17 protein-coding genes are annotated in these 13,598 nt (G+C 68.1%); 5 read left to right on the top strand and 12 right to left on the bottom strand.

Annotation, left to right across the window (positions count from 1 at the left end; all coding sequences use genetic code 11):
• Position 1 precedes the first annotated feature (1 nt).
• The 5 genes from AC1RTO_RS14880 to AC1RTO_RS14860 all read right to left on the bottom strand — a co-directional run bounded on the left by AC1RTO_RS14880 (position 2) and on the right by AC1RTO_RS14860 (position 3,092).
• Positions 2 to 244 carry a type II toxin-antitoxin system ParD family antitoxin gene (locus AC1RTO_RS14880; RefSeq protein WP_493161567.1) on the bottom strand — a complete coding sequence of 81 codons (243 nt, stop codon included), beginning with the start codon at positions 242 to 244 and terminating at the stop codon, positions 2 to 4.
• A 47-nt stretch (positions 245 to 291) separates the two neighbouring features.
• A complete protein-coding gene (gene ruvA, locus AC1RTO_RS14875; protein WP_493161566.1) occupies positions 292 to 888 on the bottom strand; it encodes a Holliday junction branch migration protein RuvA in 597 nt (198 codons plus the stop codon).
• Entirely contained in the window at positions 885 to 1,391 is a 507-nt protein-coding gene (ruvC, locus tag AC1RTO_RS14870) for a crossover junction endodeoxyribonuclease RuvC (protein WP_493161565.1), read from the bottom strand. The genes ruvA and ruvC overlap by 4 nt, the downstream gene beginning before the upstream one ends.
• A gap of 388 nt (positions 1,392 to 1,779) precedes the next feature.
• The gene (locus AC1RTO_RS14865; RefSeq protein ID WP_493161564.1) at positions 1,780 to 2,523 is read right to left on the bottom strand and encodes a YebC/PmpR family DNA-binding transcriptional regulator; all 744 of its coding nucleotides are present in this window, start codon (positions 2,521 to 2,523) and stop codon (positions 1,780 to 1,782) included.
• Between the two features lie 29 nt (positions 2,524 to 2,552).
• Entirely contained in the window at positions 2,553 to 3,092 is a 540-nt protein-coding gene (locus tag AC1RTO_RS14860; protein ID WP_493161563.1) for a DUF1003 domain-containing protein, read from the bottom strand.
• A gap of 113 nt (positions 3,093 to 3,205) precedes the next feature.
• On the opposite strand from AC1RTO_RS14860, the gene AC1RTO_RS14855 reads away from it, so the two are divergent.
• On the top strand, positions 3,206 to 4,672 hold the full coding sequence (locus AC1RTO_RS14855; RefSeq protein WP_493161562.1) for an ATP-binding protein: 1,467 nt from the start codon (positions 3,206 to 3,208) through the stop codon (positions 4,670 to 4,672).
• Positions 4,673 to 4,729: 57 nt separating this feature from the next.
• On the opposite strand, the gene AC1RTO_RS14850 is transcribed toward AC1RTO_RS14855, so the two are convergent.
• From AC1RTO_RS14850 to AC1RTO_RS14835, 4 genes are all read right to left on the bottom strand, one after another.
• Complete coding sequence (locus tag AC1RTO_RS14850) at positions 4,730 to 5,008, bottom strand: DUF1294 domain-containing protein (RefSeq protein ID WP_493161561.1); 279 nt, start codon at positions 5,006 to 5,008, stop codon at positions 4,730 to 4,732.
• 7 nt (positions 5,009 to 5,015) lie between these two features.
• Positions 5,016 to 5,462: a nuclear transport factor 2 family protein gene (locus tag AC1RTO_RS14845; RefSeq protein WP_493161560.1), complete on the bottom strand. Its 447-nt coding sequence runs from the start codon at positions 5,460 to 5,462 to the stop codon at positions 5,016 to 5,018.
• A 73-nt stretch (positions 5,463 to 5,535) separates the two neighbouring features.
• Positions 5,536 to 5,802, bottom strand: a complete 267-nt coding sequence (locus AC1RTO_RS14840) for a DUF2312 domain-containing protein (protein ID WP_230631800.1) — start codon at positions 5,800 to 5,802, stop codon at positions 5,536 to 5,538.
• A gap of 116 nt (positions 5,803 to 5,918) precedes the next feature.
• Complete coding sequence (locus AC1RTO_RS14835; protein ID WP_493161559.1) at positions 5,919 to 6,296, bottom strand: DUF1244 domain-containing protein; 378 nt, start codon at positions 6,294 to 6,296, stop codon at positions 5,919 to 5,921.
• Between the two features lie 77 nt (positions 6,297 to 6,373).
• Between AC1RTO_RS14835 and pyk the strand changes: the two genes are divergently transcribed.
• The 3 genes from pyk to AC1RTO_RS14820 all read left to right on the top strand — a co-directional run bounded on the left by pyk (position 6,374) and on the right by AC1RTO_RS14820 (position 9,549).
• Positions 6,374 to 7,828 carry a pyruvate kinase gene (gene pyk / locus AC1RTO_RS14830; RefSeq protein WP_493161558.1) on the top strand — a complete coding sequence of 485 codons (1,455 nt, stop codon included), beginning with the start codon at positions 6,374 to 6,376 and terminating at the stop codon, positions 7,826 to 7,828.
• Between the two features lie 102 nt (positions 7,829 to 7,930).
• Positions 7,931 to 8,470, top strand: coding sequence for a DUF4337 domain-containing protein (locus AC1RTO_RS14825; protein WP_493161557.1), 540 nt, complete (start codon positions 7,931 to 7,933; stop codon positions 8,468 to 8,470).
• A 53-nt stretch (positions 8,471 to 8,523) separates the two neighbouring features.
• Positions 8,524 to 9,549: a glycosyltransferase family 2 protein gene (locus AC1RTO_RS14820; RefSeq protein ID WP_493161556.1), complete on the top strand. Its 1,026-nt coding sequence runs from the start codon at positions 8,524 to 8,526 to the stop codon at positions 9,547 to 9,549.
• A gap of 39 nt (positions 9,550 to 9,588) precedes the next feature.
• Here AC1RTO_RS14820 and AC1RTO_RS14815 read toward each other — a convergent pair whose 3' ends face one another.
• Both AC1RTO_RS14815 and AC1RTO_RS14810 read right to left on the bottom strand, forming a co-directional pair.
• Positions 9,589 to 10,317, bottom strand: a complete 729-nt coding sequence (locus AC1RTO_RS14815) for a class I SAM-dependent methyltransferase (RefSeq protein ID WP_493161555.1) — start codon at positions 10,315 to 10,317, stop codon at positions 9,589 to 9,591.
• Between the two features lie 2 nt (positions 10,318 to 10,319).
• Positions 10,320 to 10,751: a GtrA family protein gene (locus AC1RTO_RS14810; protein ID WP_493161554.1), complete on the bottom strand. Its 432-nt coding sequence runs from the start codon at positions 10,749 to 10,751 to the stop codon at positions 10,320 to 10,322.
• A gap of 59 nt (positions 10,752 to 10,810) precedes the next feature.
• Between AC1RTO_RS14810 and AC1RTO_RS14805 the strand changes: the two genes are divergently transcribed.
• Positions 10,811 to 12,607: an AcrB/AcrD/AcrF family protein gene (locus AC1RTO_RS14805; protein ID WP_493161553.1), complete on the top strand. Its 1,797-nt coding sequence runs from the start codon at positions 10,811 to 10,813 to the stop codon at positions 12,605 to 12,607.
• A gap of 145 nt (positions 12,608 to 12,752) precedes the next feature.
• On the opposite strand, the gene AC1RTO_RS14800 is transcribed toward AC1RTO_RS14805, so the two are convergent.
• The gene (locus tag AC1RTO_RS14800) at positions 12,753 to 13,577 is read right to left on the bottom strand and encodes a hypothetical protein (protein WP_493161552.1); all 825 of its coding nucleotides are present in this window, start codon (positions 13,575 to 13,577) and stop codon (positions 12,753 to 12,755) included.
• Positions 13,578 to 13,598: the final 21 nt, after the last annotated feature.

The raw sequence follows: 13,598 nt of genomic DNA, 5'->3' as shown, positions 1-13,598 counted from the left end.
GTCACGCAAGGTCGGGATCTTCGGCAATGATCTCGGCGACGACGTCGCGCGGGTCCTGATCGAGGACACCCGACGCCAGTCCCTCGTCAATCATCGCCTTCAGCCAAAGCCGGTCGTCGGAGCGCTGGTCGAGCCGTACGAGGTCGCGCAAATAATCGGCAGCATCGGCATAGCGCCCTTGCGCGATGCGCGTGTCCACCCATTCCTGCAACGCATCGGGCATCGAGATGGTGAGCTGCGCCATGTTCCCGATATAGTCCCGTTTCGTCGGAGCGTCCAGCGAGGCCGACGCTACTTCGCCGCCTTGCGCAGCGCCAGCCGCACCAGCGCGTCGAGCGTCGCCGCGGGGCCGAGGTCTTCCTCTGCCGCGCCCACCGCACTCGCCGCCTCGGCAGGACGGAAGCCGAGGTTGAGCAGCGCCGACACCGCATCCGCGGCGGCGCCGGCCGGCATGACCTGCGCGGCTGCTGCGGGGCCCAATGCGACGGTACCGACCTTGTCCTTCAGCTCGCGGACGATCCGCTCGGCGAGCTTGGGGCCGACGCCGTTGGCGCGTGCGACCATCGCCTTGTCCTGCGCCGATACGGCGCGCGCGATCTCGGCCGTGTCGAGCGCCGACAGGATCGCCAACGCGACGCGCGATCCCACCCCCTGCACGCCCGTGAGCAGGCGGAACCAGTCGCGCTCCTCCGCGCGGGCGAAGCCGACGAGGCGGATCGAATCCTCGGCGACCAGCATCTCGGTGTGCAGCATCGCCGCCTCGCCGACCGGGCCGATCGCGGCAAGCGTGCGCGCCGAGGCGCCGACGAAATAGCCGACGCCGCCGACGTCGATCACGACATAGTCGATGCCGGTCGAATCGAGCCGGCCCTTGAGGTGTGCGATCATGCGGTCACCCTAGCGCGGCGCGCCATGCCCTGGGCAGAGGCAAGATGATGCGCGTGCGTGATCGCCACCGCGAGCGCGTCGGCGGCGTCGGGCCCGGCCAGCTTCGCGCCGGGCAGCAGCACGGCCATCATCGCCTGGATCTGGCGCTTTTCCGCGCCGCCGGTGCCGACGACCGCCTTCTTGACGGTCGAGGGATGATATTCGCCGATGTGCAATCCGCTGGCGGCGGCGGCGAGCAGCACCACCCCGCGCGCCTGGCCGAGCTTCAGGGTGGATTGCGCGTTGGTGTTGCCCAGCACCTCCTCGACCGCGGCGCCGTCGGGACGCTCGGCGAGGATCACGTCGATCAGCGCGGCGTGCAGGTTCGACAGGCGCCGGGGGAGCGCCATCGACGGATCGGTCCGGATCTGGCCGTTGGCGATATGCCGCAACCGGTTGCCGTCGGCATGGATGACGCCCCACCCGGTGGTGCCGAGCCCGGGATCGAGGCCGAGGATGATCATGGGTTCACGCGGAGGTGCGGAGACGCGAAGAAGACGGTGTTTGGCGCGCAGAGGCGCAGAGAACGCGGAGGACGTAATGCCGCGCCAGCGGCCCTTACAACACCATTGCAAGGGTGCGACGCCAGCCCGGACCGCAACAGTCTCTGCGCCCTTCGCGCCTCTGCGCGCAAAACCTCGTCGCGCCTTCGCGCCTTCGCGTGAATCTCATCTTTCGGGACAAGACCGAAGGAAGAGAAACACGCACGAAGACGCGAAGACGCGATGAGGAGGTGGCCGCGGCGATCGTGATCCACCATCGCCAAACGGTGCCGAGGCCGGCTCGCGCGGAAGCCAGGAGCCGCAAACGCAGCCCTCCGCGTCTCCGCGTCTCCGCGTGAACCCAAAAACGTCAGCCCAGCTTCTCCATCACCTCGTCGGACACCTCGTAATTGCCCCACACGGTCTGCACGTCGTCGTCGTCGTCGAGCGTGTCGATCAGCTTGAACAGGGTCGCCGCATCGCCTTCGTCGACCGACACCATCGTCTGCGGGCGCCAGGCGAGCTTGGCGCCTTCGGGTTCGCCGAGCACCGGCTCGAGCGCCTTGGCGACTTCGTGCAGGTCGCCGACCGCGGTCCAGATCTCGTGGCCGTCCTCGGACGAGGTCACGTCCTCGGCCCCCGCTTCCAGCGCCGCCTCGAACACCGTTTCGGCGTTACCGGCGGCGGCGGGGTAGCTGATGAGGCCGACGCGATCGAACGCATGGCTGACCGAGCCGCTCGCGCCGAGGTTGCCGCCGTTCTTGGATACCGCGGTGCGGACGTTGGTCGCGGTGCGGTTGCGGTTGTCGGACAGCGCCTCGATGATGAGGCTGACGCCGCCCGGGCCGAAGCCCTCGTAGCGGATTTCCTCGTAATTCTCGGTATCGCCCTTCGACGCCTTGTCGATCGCGCGCTGGATATTGTCCTTGGGGACCGACTGCGCCTTGGCGGCGTTGACCGCAGCGCGCAGGCGCGGGTTCATGTCGGGATCGGGAAGACCCATCTTCGCCGCGACGGTGATTTCGCGGGAAAGCTTGGAGAACATGCCCGAGCGCTTCTTATCCTGCGCGCCCTTGCGGTGCATGATGTTCTTGAACTTGGAATGGCCTGCCATGACTGCCTCTAGCGAATAATGGCACGTCCTTAGGGCGCGGGCGCGCGGTTCGCCAGCCTGTCGATCTTTTCCTCCAGCGCGGTGAGCCGGTCGAGCACGACGCCGTCGAGCTTCTGGTGCAGGCGCAGGATGTCGAGTTCGGCCCGCAGGTTGGTCTCGTAATCGAGGCTGGCGGCGAGCCGGTCCTTCGCCGCCTGGCGGTTCTGGCTCATCATGATGACCGGCGCCTGGATCGCCGCGACGGTCGAGAGCATCAGGTTGAGGAAGATGTAGGGGAAGGGATCGAACGCCGCGCCGAAATGCGCCAGCACGTCCGAATTGAGCAGCATCCAGCCGAGCAGCACCGCGGTGAAGGCGATGATGAAGCTCCACGAGCCGCCGATCGCCGCGACCCGGTCGGACAGGCGCTCGCCGAAACTGGCCCGCGCATCCGCCTCGTCGGCGGCGTCGCGGCTGACGATCGTACCGGCATCGATGCTGTCGAGCACCCGCCGCTCCTCCGCGTCGAGCGCGTGCGCGGGCTTGCGCAACAGGCGCTGGGCGAGATCGGCGAGCGGGATCGGCGACATGGAGCCTCCTCGGGCGGCAGGGATCGACCGGTGCCGTAGTGGAGCGGTCCCGAACCGGCAATCGCCGCAAACCGCTTGCCCCCGCCCCCCCGGATACGCCAAACGCGCCGGCAATGACCGTCAGCGTAGACATGGGCAGCGACGAGCGCGGCGCGCCCGTGACCATGGACCTCGAAGAACTGCTCGCCACCCGCTTGCTCGTCCAGGGCAATTCGGGGTCGGGCAAGTCGCACCTGCTGCGCCGCCTGCTCGAAGGATCGGCGGGACAGGTGCAACAGGTGGTGATCGATCCGGAGGGCGACTTCGTCACGCTCGCCGGGCCGTACGGCCATGTCGTGATCGAGGCGGCGGATTATTCGGTGCCGGAGATCGCGCGGATCGCGACGCGGCTGCGCGAACATCGCGCCTCGGTCGTGCTGAGCCTGGAAGGGCTGGAGGCGGAAGGGCAGATGCGCTGCGCTGCCGCCTTCCTGTCGGCGCTGTTCGATGCGCCGCGCGAACATTGGTATCCGGCGCTGGTCGTGGTCGACGAGGCGCAGTTGTTCGCCCCGACGACGGGCGGCGAGGTCGCCGAAGAGGTGCGGCGCGCGTCGCTGTCGGCGATGACCAACCTGATGTGCCGCGGCCGCAAGCGTGGCCTCGCCGGCGTGATCGCGACGCAGCGGCTGGCGAAGCTCGCCAAGAACGTCGCGGCGGAGGCGTCGAACTTCCTGATGGGGCGCACCTTCCTCGACATCGACATGGCGCGCGCCGCCGACCTGCTCGGCATGGAGCGGCGGCAGGCCGAATCGATCCGCGATCTGGCGCGCGGCACTTTCCTCGCACTGGGGCCGGCGGTGTCGCGGCGGCCGATCACGGTCAAGATCGGCCAGGTCGCGACCTCGGCGCGCAGCGGCAGCCCCAAGCTGACGCCGCTGCCCAGCGCGCCCGCCGAGAACCTGCAGCAGCTGATCTTCGCCCCGCCACCGGAAGAGGCACCGCAATTGCCGATGAGCTTCGATTCGCGGCCGCGCCGGGTGCCGGCGGACGAACTGCTCGACACGATCGAACGCCCGGTGTCGCAGCAGACGACGCTCGCGCCGCTGCCCGACAAGTCGGACGGCGAGGTCGAGGCGATTTACGCCGCCGTGCTGGAGGCGATCGTCGCGGACCGCGATTCGGCGCTGCGCCCGCCGTCGGTGCTGTTCCAGGATTTCCAGGTGCGCTGCCGGATGGCGGGGCTGGCGAAACCGCCGCTCGACCTGCCCGGCTTCACCCGGCGGCTGTCGGCGGCGCGCGCGGGCATCTTCGACGTCACCGACCCGCAATGGGCGGAGGCGATGGAACTCGCCTATTCGCTGCCCGACGACATGATCGGCGCCTTCCTGCTGGTCGCACGCGCCGCGAAGAACGGCGAGCCGTGCCCCTCGGACGCGGCGATGGCGGAGACGTACGGCACGAGTTCGCTCGGCCGGGTGCGCCGCCTGATCGGCTATATCGAGAGCCGCGAACTGTTCGTCGCGCGCGTCGACCTGTCCGGGAAGCGCTCGATCACGATCCCGCGACTGGGGTGGACGACGGCGGCGAGCGAGGCGGCCTAGGCCAATCGCCATTCAGCCCTAGCCCTCCCCCGCCTGCCGGTCACGATCGGCCCGGACCTATCGGATCAGCAGCGTCGCCAGCCCGACGGCAAGTCCGCCATGGACCATGGCGATCAGGTCGAGACAGGTCGCGAAGGGTTGCTTGCGGGTCTTGTGGCGCAGACGATGCCGCGCCCACAGTGCGCCCGGCGATCCCCCGACCAGGGCGAGGCCCAGCAAGGTCGATTCGCGCACCCGCCAGCCACCGGAGACGGCCCGCGCCTTGTCATGCGCAAAGGCGAACACGGTCAGCAGATTGATCGCGACGAAGCCGAGCGAGAGCGCGAGGATCGTCACCCGATCGTCATTTCGCCGGCGGCACCGGGGTATATTGCGCCGACACCAGCTTCCAGCCGGCGCCGCTGCGCACCGCGACATAGCGGGCGCGGAGCGAGCGGGTCATCGTCGCGCCATCGGGACGCGTCATCGTGAAGGACAGCCGCTCCGTCGCGATCCCGAACGGGCCGTGGATCGCGCTGCGGCGTTCGCTGCTCTGGATCGCCGGTCCGGCCTTGCGCTGGTCGGCACGATAGAAACCGAGCACCTCGGCGCGATCGTCGACGTCGCCGACCGGCGAGATTTCCTCGTAATCCGGCGCCAGCGTGGCGCCGAGCGCGACGGGGTCGAAGGCCGCCCGGGCGGCGTTGAAGCGGTCGACGACCTGCTCCACCGCCGCGGTGTCGGCGACGCGCGCGGTCGCGGGCGATGCGAGCGTCGCGGCGATCAGGACGGCGGCAAGACGGGCGGTCATCGGGGCAGGCTCCATCGCAACGTGACTTATGCGATTAATACAGCTCCGGACGACCGGTCAAGCCGCCTGCCGATCAGATCATGCCGAGCGCCTGCATGTACACCTCGAGGATCGCCTCCTCCTCCTGATATTCTTCCTTCTTCTTCTTGCGGATCGAGAGGATCTTGCGGATCGCCTTGGGGTCGTAGCCGCGGCCCTTGGCCTCGGCCATCACGTCCTTGATGTCGTCCGAAATGCCCTTCTTCTCTTCCTCGAGCCGTTCGGCGCGCTCGATCAGCAGGCGCAGTTCGTCCGCTGCGACCTGACCGCCGCCCATGCCTTCTTGCCGTTCGTCCGCCATTGTCCCACCCCGCCGCGGCTGGTGCGCGGCCCTCATATGATTCGCTGAAAGGATACCGGTCGCGACCGGTAGGGGCGGGCGTCTAGGCGTTTACCACGTCGCGCTCAACCCCGGCCTTAGCCGCGACCGGGTTCGGTCATCGCGGGCGGGTCGCTGGCCGGGAAGCTGTCGTCGAGCGCGTCGTCCAGCGCCTCTTCGCGCCCCGCGTTGCGCTTGAGGCTCTCCTCCATCCGCGCGAGCTGGTCGGGCGTCGCCTCGGTCTGGTAGCGCGCCTTCCAGTCCGCCTGCGGCATGCCGTAGATCGTCTCGCGCGCCTCCGCCTTCGACAGGTCGCCCGCCTCCTCGATCCAGTCGGACAGGCAGTTGCGGCAGAAGCCCGACAGCCCCATCAGATCGACGTTCTGCGCATCGGTGCGGTGGCGCAGATGTCGGACGAGGCGGCGGAACGCCTGCGCGGCGACGGCGTCGGGCAGGGCATCGAGTTTGTCGGTCATGCAGGTCTTTCCGAAGGTTGATCGCGCCTAGATAGGGTTTAGAGGAGGTCGCGGCCATTCCCCAGGAGCCCCTTTCTATGACCACTGCCATCGCGCCCCGCTCGCGGAAAGTGCGTGTGCTCGCGACCCTAGGTCCGGCGAGCAATACACCCGAGATGATCGCGACGCTGTTCCAGGCGGGCGCGGACGCCTTCCGCGTCAACATGAGCCACGGCGACCAGCAGTCCAAGGTCGCGGTGATCCAGGCGATCCGCGCGCTCGAAAAGGAGTTCATGCGCCCGACCACGATCCTCGCGGATCTGCAGGGGCCCAAGCTGCGCGTCGGCAAGTTCGAGGGCGGCCGGACCGTGCTGGAAAGCGGCAGCACCTTCGTGCTCGATCGCGATCCGACGCCGGGCGACGCGACCCGCGTCGAGCTGCCGCACAAGGAAATCTTCGCAGCGATCGAGCCGGGCGCGCGCCTGTTGCTTGACGACGGCAAGCTGGTCTTGCGCGTCACCGATCACGGCCCCGAGCGGATCGAGACGACGGTCGAGGTCGGCGGCCCGCTGTCGAACAACAAGGGGCTGAACGTCCCCGACGTCGTGCTGCCGATGGCGGCGCTGACCGAGAAGGACCGCAGCGACCTCGCCTTCGCGGTCGAACAGGGCGTCGACTGGATCGCGCTGTCGTTCGTGCAGCGGCCCGAGGATCTGGCCGAGGCGCGCAAGCTGATCGGCGGCAAGGCGGCGCTGCTCGCCAAGATCGAGAAGCCGGCGGCGATCGACCGGCTCGAGGAGATCGTCGAGATGTGCGACGGCGTGATGGTCGCGCGCGGCGACCTGGGCGTCGAGCTGCCGCCGCAGACAGTGCCGCCGCTGCAGAAGCGGATCGTCGAGACGTCGCGCCGGCTCGGCCGCCCCGTCGTCGTCGCGACGCAGATGCTCGAATCGATGATCCAGAGCCCGTCGCCGACCCGCGCCGAGGTGTCCGACGTCGCCACGGCGATCTACGACGGTGCCGATGCGATCATGCTGTCCGCGGAGAGCGCGGCGGGCGCGTGGCCGGTCGAATCGGTCGCGATGATGAATTCGATCGGCATCTCGGTCGAAGGCGACCCGATGCACGGCGACCGCGTCCACTTCACCGTGATGCGGCCCGATCCGACCACCGCCGACGCGCTGGCGGAAGCGGCCAAGCAGATCGCCAAGACGACGTCGGCGACCGCGATCATCTGCTTCACCACATCGGGGTCGACCGCGCGCCGCATCGCGCGCGAGCGGCCGTCGGTGCCGATCCTGGTGCTGACGCCGAGCCGCGACACCGCGCGCCGGCTCGGCCTGTTGTGGGGCACGCATGCGGTCCACACCCGCGACGTCGAGTCGTTCGAGGACATGGTCGGCAAGGCGAAGCGCATGGCGCTGCGCACCGGCATCGCCAAGGCGGGCGACCGCGTGATCGTGATGGCGGGCGTCCCGTTCCGCACGCCGGGATCGACCAACGTGCTCCACGTCGTCCACATCACCGGGGACGAGCTGAAGGACTACGTCTGATCGGCGTTTCATAAGGATCGCGCGCCACCGCCCGCCATCCTGACGACGGCATGACAGGCAATTCACTGGCGCCGCCCTGCCCCCGACGGCAAGGGCGGCGCCATGGAGTTCGAGGTCAGCGCCGAGGCGAAGGACAAACGCCTCAACCGCCGCGTCGCGGTCACCGTCGTCATCCTGTCGGTCGCGATGGGGCTGGGCAACATCAAGGACGGCAATATCGTCCAGGCGATGGACCAGGCACAGGCGCGCTCGGTCGACCTGTGGAACGAATATCAGGCGACGCGCACCAAGCTGCGCGTGACCGAGATCGCGCAGCTGCAGCTCGCCGCGATGCACGCATCGCCCTCCGCCCCGCTCGCCCGGGATGACGCGCGCTATCGCGGCGAGGCACCGCGCCTTGCCGTCGCGGCCCGGGCGGCGGGCGAGCGGTACGACTCGCTCAATGTCCACGACGACCAGTTCGACGCCAGCGAGGCGGCGATCGCCACCGCCATCTCGATCTGCGCGGTCGCGGCGCTGGCCGAAAGCGGCTGGCTGCTGGTCGCCGCCTGGGGGTTCGCCGCGTTCGGGCTGTTCCTGTCGCTGTGCGGTTTCGCCGGCTGGGCCTTCCACCCCGACGTGCTGAGCAGCCTGCTGGGATAGGCGACACGTTACGAGTGGATGACGGTCGCACGACCCGCTAAGGACGACGGACCATGTACCGCCCCGCGTTATCCGTCGTCATTCCCTGCTACAACGAGGCTGCGTGCCTGGAGCTGCTGCACGCACGCGTGTCGGCGGCGGCGAAGGCGGCGGTGGGCGACGATCACGAGATCGTGCTCATCAACGACGGCAGCCGCGACGACAGCTGGGCGGTGATGCAGCGCCTGTCCGCGGCCGACCCGCGGCTGGTGGCGATCAACCTGTCGCGCAACCACGGCCACCAGCTGGCACTGACCGCGGGGCTGGACCTGTGTTCGGGCGCGCAGATCCTCATCATCGACGCCGATCTGCAGGATCCGCCCGAACTGCTCACCGACATGCGCGCGACGATGGCGGCGCAGGCGGCGGACGTCGTCTATGCGGTGCGCCGCAAGCGTCAGGGCGAGACGATCTTCAAGAAGGCGACCGCGGCCGCTTTCTATCGCGTGCTCGACCGCGTCACCGATACGCCGATCCCGCTCGACACCGGCGATTTCCGGCTGATGAGCCGCCGCGCGCTCGACGCGCTGCTGTCGCTGCCCGAACAGGCGCGCTTCATCCGCGGCATGGTCGCCTGGGTGGGGTTCCGCCAGGTCCCCTTCCCCTATGACCGCGCCGAGCGGCACGCGGGCGAAACCAATTATCCGCTCGGCAAGATGATGCGCCTCGCCTTCGATGCGGTCACCGGCTTCTCGACCGCGCCGTTGCGCTTCGCCAGCCATGCCTCGGTGATCCTCGCCGGCGCGTCGCTGCTGCTGCTCTTCTACATCCTGTGGGGGTTCTTCGAGGGGTCGCCGGTGCAGGGCTGGACCTCGACGATGCTGGTCGTGACCGTGCTGAGCGCGGTGCAGATGTTCGTCCTCGGCATGATCGGCGAGTATCTCGGGCGACTGTACATCGAATCGAAGCGGCGGCCGCTCTATCTGGTCGCGGACATCGCCGGGCCGGTGAAGGGCCATTCGACGCTGGGATTCAACGCCGCCGAACCCTCGCCCGAGTTCGAGGTGGCCGACGCCGAGGAGCGGCGCGCGGCCGAGTGACCCTTCCTCCCTCTCCCCGGCGGGGAGAGGAGGCTCGGCCTATTTCGGTTCGGCGAGCGTCACGATCGAGACGCCGGGCGTCAGCGGGACGCGGCCGACCGCGTGGCGTTCGAGGCGGAAGATCGTCTCGAACAGCGCGTTGAGGGGTTTGGCGGGGGGCGAATCGTCGCTGTCGTCGCGGCCGGTCAGCCGCCCCGCGATGCGTGCCGCCGCCGCCAGCGGGAACAGCAGCGAGTTGAAATAGGTGAGCTTGCGCGGCGTCAGCCCCGCCGCCCCGATCGCCTTCGTCAGCGTCGCCTTGGAATAGCGGCGGTGGTGGTGGTTCACCACGTCGTGCGCGCTCCACAGCCATTGATGCGCCGGCACCGCGATCAGGATCTTGCCGCCGGGCTTGAGCAGGCTCGCCATCCCCTTCAGCGCGGCGACGTCGTCGGCGATATGTTCGACGACGTCGAGCACCGCGACGAGATCGTAGCTGCCGCGCGGCACGCCGGGCAGGTCGGGCAGGGGCGCATCGCCGACCGGCTTGCCGAGCCGCGCGCTGGCGATGTCCCGCGCGGCGGGATCGATCTCGATCGCATCGACGTCGCCGAACGCGGCGAGCATCGGCAGGTTGTGGCCGGTGCCGCAGCCGATCTCGAGGATGCGCGCGTCCTGCGGCATGCGGCCGTAGCGGGTCAGATAGTCGCTCAGGATGTCGCGGCGCGCGCGATACCACCAATGGGTGGAATCATGCGCGGCCATCCGGTCGTAGACGATGCGATCCATAGTTACGCGAACACCAGCCAGCGGTTGAGGATGAAGGTGAAGATGGTGGCGAGCGCCACCGCGGGCAGCAGCGGCGCCCAGGCCGGCAGGCCGAGCAGCGCGGTGCCGATCCAGGTGATGACGGCGTTCAGCGCCATGCCCGACGCCTGCACGCCGACGAACTGCGCCTGTTGCCGCCGGCCGCGGCTGCCAGACCCATGGTCCCGGAAGCTCCAGCGGCTGTGCAGGACATAGCCGGCGGTGACCGCCACGGCAAAGGCGAACGGGACGGCGTAGACGGCATGTTCGCGGGGAAAGACCCAGATGGTCAGCGGCAGGTAGACGGCCGAATAGATCAGCGTCGACAGGCCCCCGGCGATACCGAAGCGGACGATCTGCCCGAGCATGCCGCTGTCGCGCAATCCTGCCAGTCGTGCCGGTGCTTCCCTCGCCATCCTGCCCGCCCTAAAGGCAATGGGCCGGGAACGGAACGGTAATTCAAGGGTCGCAGCAGTTGAACACTTTCCCCCCCGCTCCCACGGCACGCGGTCGCCTCGTCGACGCCATCGACAGGCACTGGATCGCGCTGACCCTGATCGCCTGGCTGGCGGTGGCGGTCTGGTACGTGTGGAGCGACTGGAACCTGGTGCGCTGGCTGTCGCTGGGCGACACCGACGACAATATGCGGCTGATGCAGGTGCGCGCCTGGCTGGCGGGCCAGCCCTGGTACGACCTGCGCAACTATCGGCTCAATCCGCCGGTCGGGTTCGACATCCACTGGAGCCGCATCGTCGACCTGCCGATCGCCGGGCTGATCCTGTTCTTTCGCCTGTTCACCAGCAACTTCTGGGCGGAACGGCTCGCCTGCGGGATCGCGCCGCTGCTGCCCCTGTCGATCGCGATGCTCGGGGTCGCGGCGACGGTGCGGCGGCTGATCGATCCGCGCGCCTGGCCGCTGGCGCTGGTCTTCCTGCTCGGCACCTCGGCGACGATGCTGATGTTCCTGCCCGAACGGATCGACCATCACGGCTGGCAGCTCGCGATGCTGAGCCTGACCGTCGCCGGCCTGTGCGATCCCAGGGGCGCACGCGGCGGGCTGATGGTCGGCCTCGCCAGCGCGGTCAGCCTGTCGATCGGGCTGGAGATGCTGCCCTATTGCGCGATGGCGGGCGCGATCCTCGCGCTGCGCTGGGTCTGGGACCGGGTCGAATCGACGCGGTTGCAGGCCTATGCCCTCAGCCTCGGCGGCGGCAGCGCGATCGGCTTCGCGGCGTTCGCATCGGACGCCAACCATGCGATGCGCTGCGATGCGCTGACCCCGGTATGGCTGAGCGTCTGCGTCGCGGCGGGTGCGCTGCTGTTCCTGCTCGCCCGGCTCGACCCGGCGGCGCGCAACCTGCGCCTCGGCCTGTCGGTGCTCGCCGGCGCGGTGATCGTCGCGGGCTTCGTCCATTTCTTCCCGCAATGCCTTGCCCGGCCCGAGGGCGTCTCGCCGGAGCTGGAGAAGAACTGGCTGAACAACGTCCGCGAGGCCAAGCCGATCTACAAGCATGCCTTCCGCCTCGGCTTCCCGATCGCGGCGCTGCCGGTCGTCGGCGTCGTCGGCGTCCTGCTCGGCGCGTGGCGTGCGCGCGGGACGAAGGCGCTGATCGGCTGGACCGCGGTGGCGCTGTTCGTCACCTTCGCCTGCCTGATGCTGCTGTGGCAGGTGCGCGCCGGCCCCGCCGCGCAGCTGCTCGCGGTGCCGGGCGCGACGCTGCTCGGCTGGATCGTGCTGCCGTGGCTGCTCGGCCACCCCGCGATGCCGGTGCGCATCGGCGGCACGGTGGCGGCGTTCCTGCTCGTCTCCGGCCTGTTCGCCGGGCTCATCATCAAATATCTGCCCGTCGACCGGCCCAACGCCTATACGAAGCGGGTCAACGGCTCGACCGGCAATTGCGTGCGCTACACGGTGCTGAAGGCGCTCGACCGCTATCCGGCGCAGACGATCTTCACCTTCGTCGACCTGGGGCCACGGCTCATCACCGTGACGCATCACGATGCGATCGCCGGACCATATCATCGCAACGGCGCCGCGATCCTCGACGTCCAGCACGCCTTCGGCCGGTCGGCGGACGAAGCGCATGCGATCATCCGCCGCCATGGCGCGACGATGCTGATGCTATGTCCGAACCATTCGGAATCGACCAATTATCGCGCCCGCGATCCCGGCGGCTTCTACGACCAGCTGGCGCATGGCGAGCTGCCGGCGTGGCTGACCCCGCTACCGCTGCCGAAGGATTCGCCGCTGCGCCTGTTCAGGGTGGATTGACGGGGAGGGGGTATCCTGAGCGTCCTTCACGATCGTCCGGCGCCTGAAACACAGCGGTCGAGCACGTGGCATTTGCTGCGACATAGGATAACGCAGACGTCTGGACGTGGTGGGCGACATACCTTCCACGACAACCGACTGCGGTTTATCCCGCATCGGGAATAAGGCTGTCCACACCACGAGCTGCTACAACCCATCGGTAAAATGCGTCCATGATGTAAACGCGCATCAAGCTAGGGTCGACCGTGACGCGGCTGGCACGCCCGATGCATTGCCGCCCCTCCACGACTAGTGCTTGGGTCAACCCACGCTCCAATAAAGAGCCCGGCTCAGAACGGAACAACCGAGTGGCCAGCACAGGTTGTTGTCTTACAAGGCAAGTCGCATAGACTAGCGCGTCGCGATCGGTCGGAAGCCTGAAACGATTGCGAAAGCCCTCGCGCCACTGGAATCGACTTTGCACTTTTGGATCTGAGGTCAGATCCGGCGTCAATGCCGCATCGGAAGCATACGTTTTCAGCACTGTCTCAATGATGACGCCGCGATCCATTACAGATAGCCCTGCGTCGCTGATCGTGTTGGACATGGGGGTCGTCGTGTACCCGGCCAAAGCTGTCGGCGGGTAGCAGCCACGGTGCCTCTCCCTGATCCAACCCTGAGCAAAGCGCGCGGTAGCGCTATTGGGTTCACCGTCCACCACAGTTCGAACCGATTGCGAGACATTCGATCCAATCGCACACCGTAAAAACATCTGTGCGTTTTCACGGGCAATCCTGTTCGGAAGCAGCGATTGATAGTTCCAATAAACGCCGGTCGGAAGTTTTTCGCGCGGTATCCGTAAAGCGGTAACGATGATATCGTCGGCCGAGGACGCATCAGGAAGAACTACAGGAACGTCTGCACTATGCGCTGCGACCTGGCCCGGAACAGAGGCTGCTGACACCGCCACCATCAACGCAATAAGTAACATGATCTGCTCCTTATTAAGCGA

The sequence above is a fragment of the Sphingomonas sp. GW821-FHT10F09 genome, assembly GCF_058809195.1.
The sequence above is the reverse complement of the archived record's forward strand: the minus strand, read 5'-3'. Positions and strand labels throughout refer to the sequence as shown.

What these genes read in the sequence shown, in the direction of transcription:
- AC1RTO_RS14880 (WP_493161567.1), bottom strand. Translation starts at nt 244, where the DNA reads ATGGCGCAGCTCACCATCTCGATGCCCGATGCGTTGCAGGAATGGGTG.
- ruvA (WP_493161566.1), bottom strand. Translation starts at nt 888, where the DNA reads ATGATCGCACACCTCAAGGGCCGGCTCGATTCGACCGGCATCGACTAT.
- ruvC (WP_493161565.1), bottom strand. Translation starts at nt 1,391, where the DNA reads ATGATCATCCTCGGCCTCGATCCCGGGCTCGGCACCACCGGGTGGGGC.
- AC1RTO_RS14865 (WP_493161564.1), bottom strand. Translation starts at nt 2,523, where the DNA reads ATGGCAGGCCATTCCAAGTTCAAGAACATCATGCACCGCAAGGGCGCG.
- AC1RTO_RS14860 (WP_493161563.1), bottom strand. Translation starts at nt 3,092, where the DNA reads ATGTCGCCGATCCCGCTCGCCGATCTCGCCCAGCGCCTGTTGCGCAAG.
- AC1RTO_RS14855 (WP_493161562.1), top strand. Translation starts at nt 3,206, where the DNA reads ATGACCGTCAGCGTAGACATGGGCAGCGACGAGCGCGGCGCGCCCGTG.
- AC1RTO_RS14845 (WP_493161560.1), bottom strand. Translation starts at nt 5,462, where the DNA reads ATGACCGCCCGTCTTGCCGCCGTCCTGATCGCCGCGACGCTCGCATCG.
- AC1RTO_RS14840 (WP_230631800.1), bottom strand. Translation starts at nt 5,802, where the DNA reads ATGGCGGACGAACGGCAAGAAGGCATGGGCGGCGGTCAGGTCGCAGCG.
- AC1RTO_RS14835 (WP_493161559.1), bottom strand. Translation starts at nt 6,296, where the DNA reads ATGACCGACAAACTCGATGCCCTGCCCGACGCCGTCGCCGCGCAGGCG.
- pyk (WP_493161558.1), top strand. Translation starts at nt 6,374, where the DNA reads ATGACCACTGCCATCGCGCCCCGCTCGCGGAAAGTGCGTGTGCTCGCG.
- AC1RTO_RS14825 (WP_493161557.1), top strand. Translation starts at nt 7,931, where the DNA reads ATGGAGTTCGAGGTCAGCGCCGAGGCGAAGGACAAACGCCTCAACCGC.
- AC1RTO_RS14820 (WP_493161556.1), top strand. Translation starts at nt 8,524, where the DNA reads ATGTACCGCCCCGCGTTATCCGTCGTCATTCCCTGCTACAACGAGGCT.
- AC1RTO_RS14815 (WP_493161555.1), bottom strand. Translation starts at nt 10,317, where the DNA reads ATGGATCGCATCGTCTACGACCGGATGGCCGCGCATGATTCCACCCAT.
- AC1RTO_RS14810 (WP_493161554.1), bottom strand. Translation starts at nt 10,751, where the DNA reads ATGGCGAGGGAAGCACCGGCACGACTGGCAGGATTGCGCGACAGCGGC.
- AC1RTO_RS14800 (WP_493161552.1), bottom strand. Translation starts at nt 13,577, where the DNA reads ATGTTACTTATTGCGTTGATGGTGGCGGTGTCAGCAGCCTCTGTTCCG.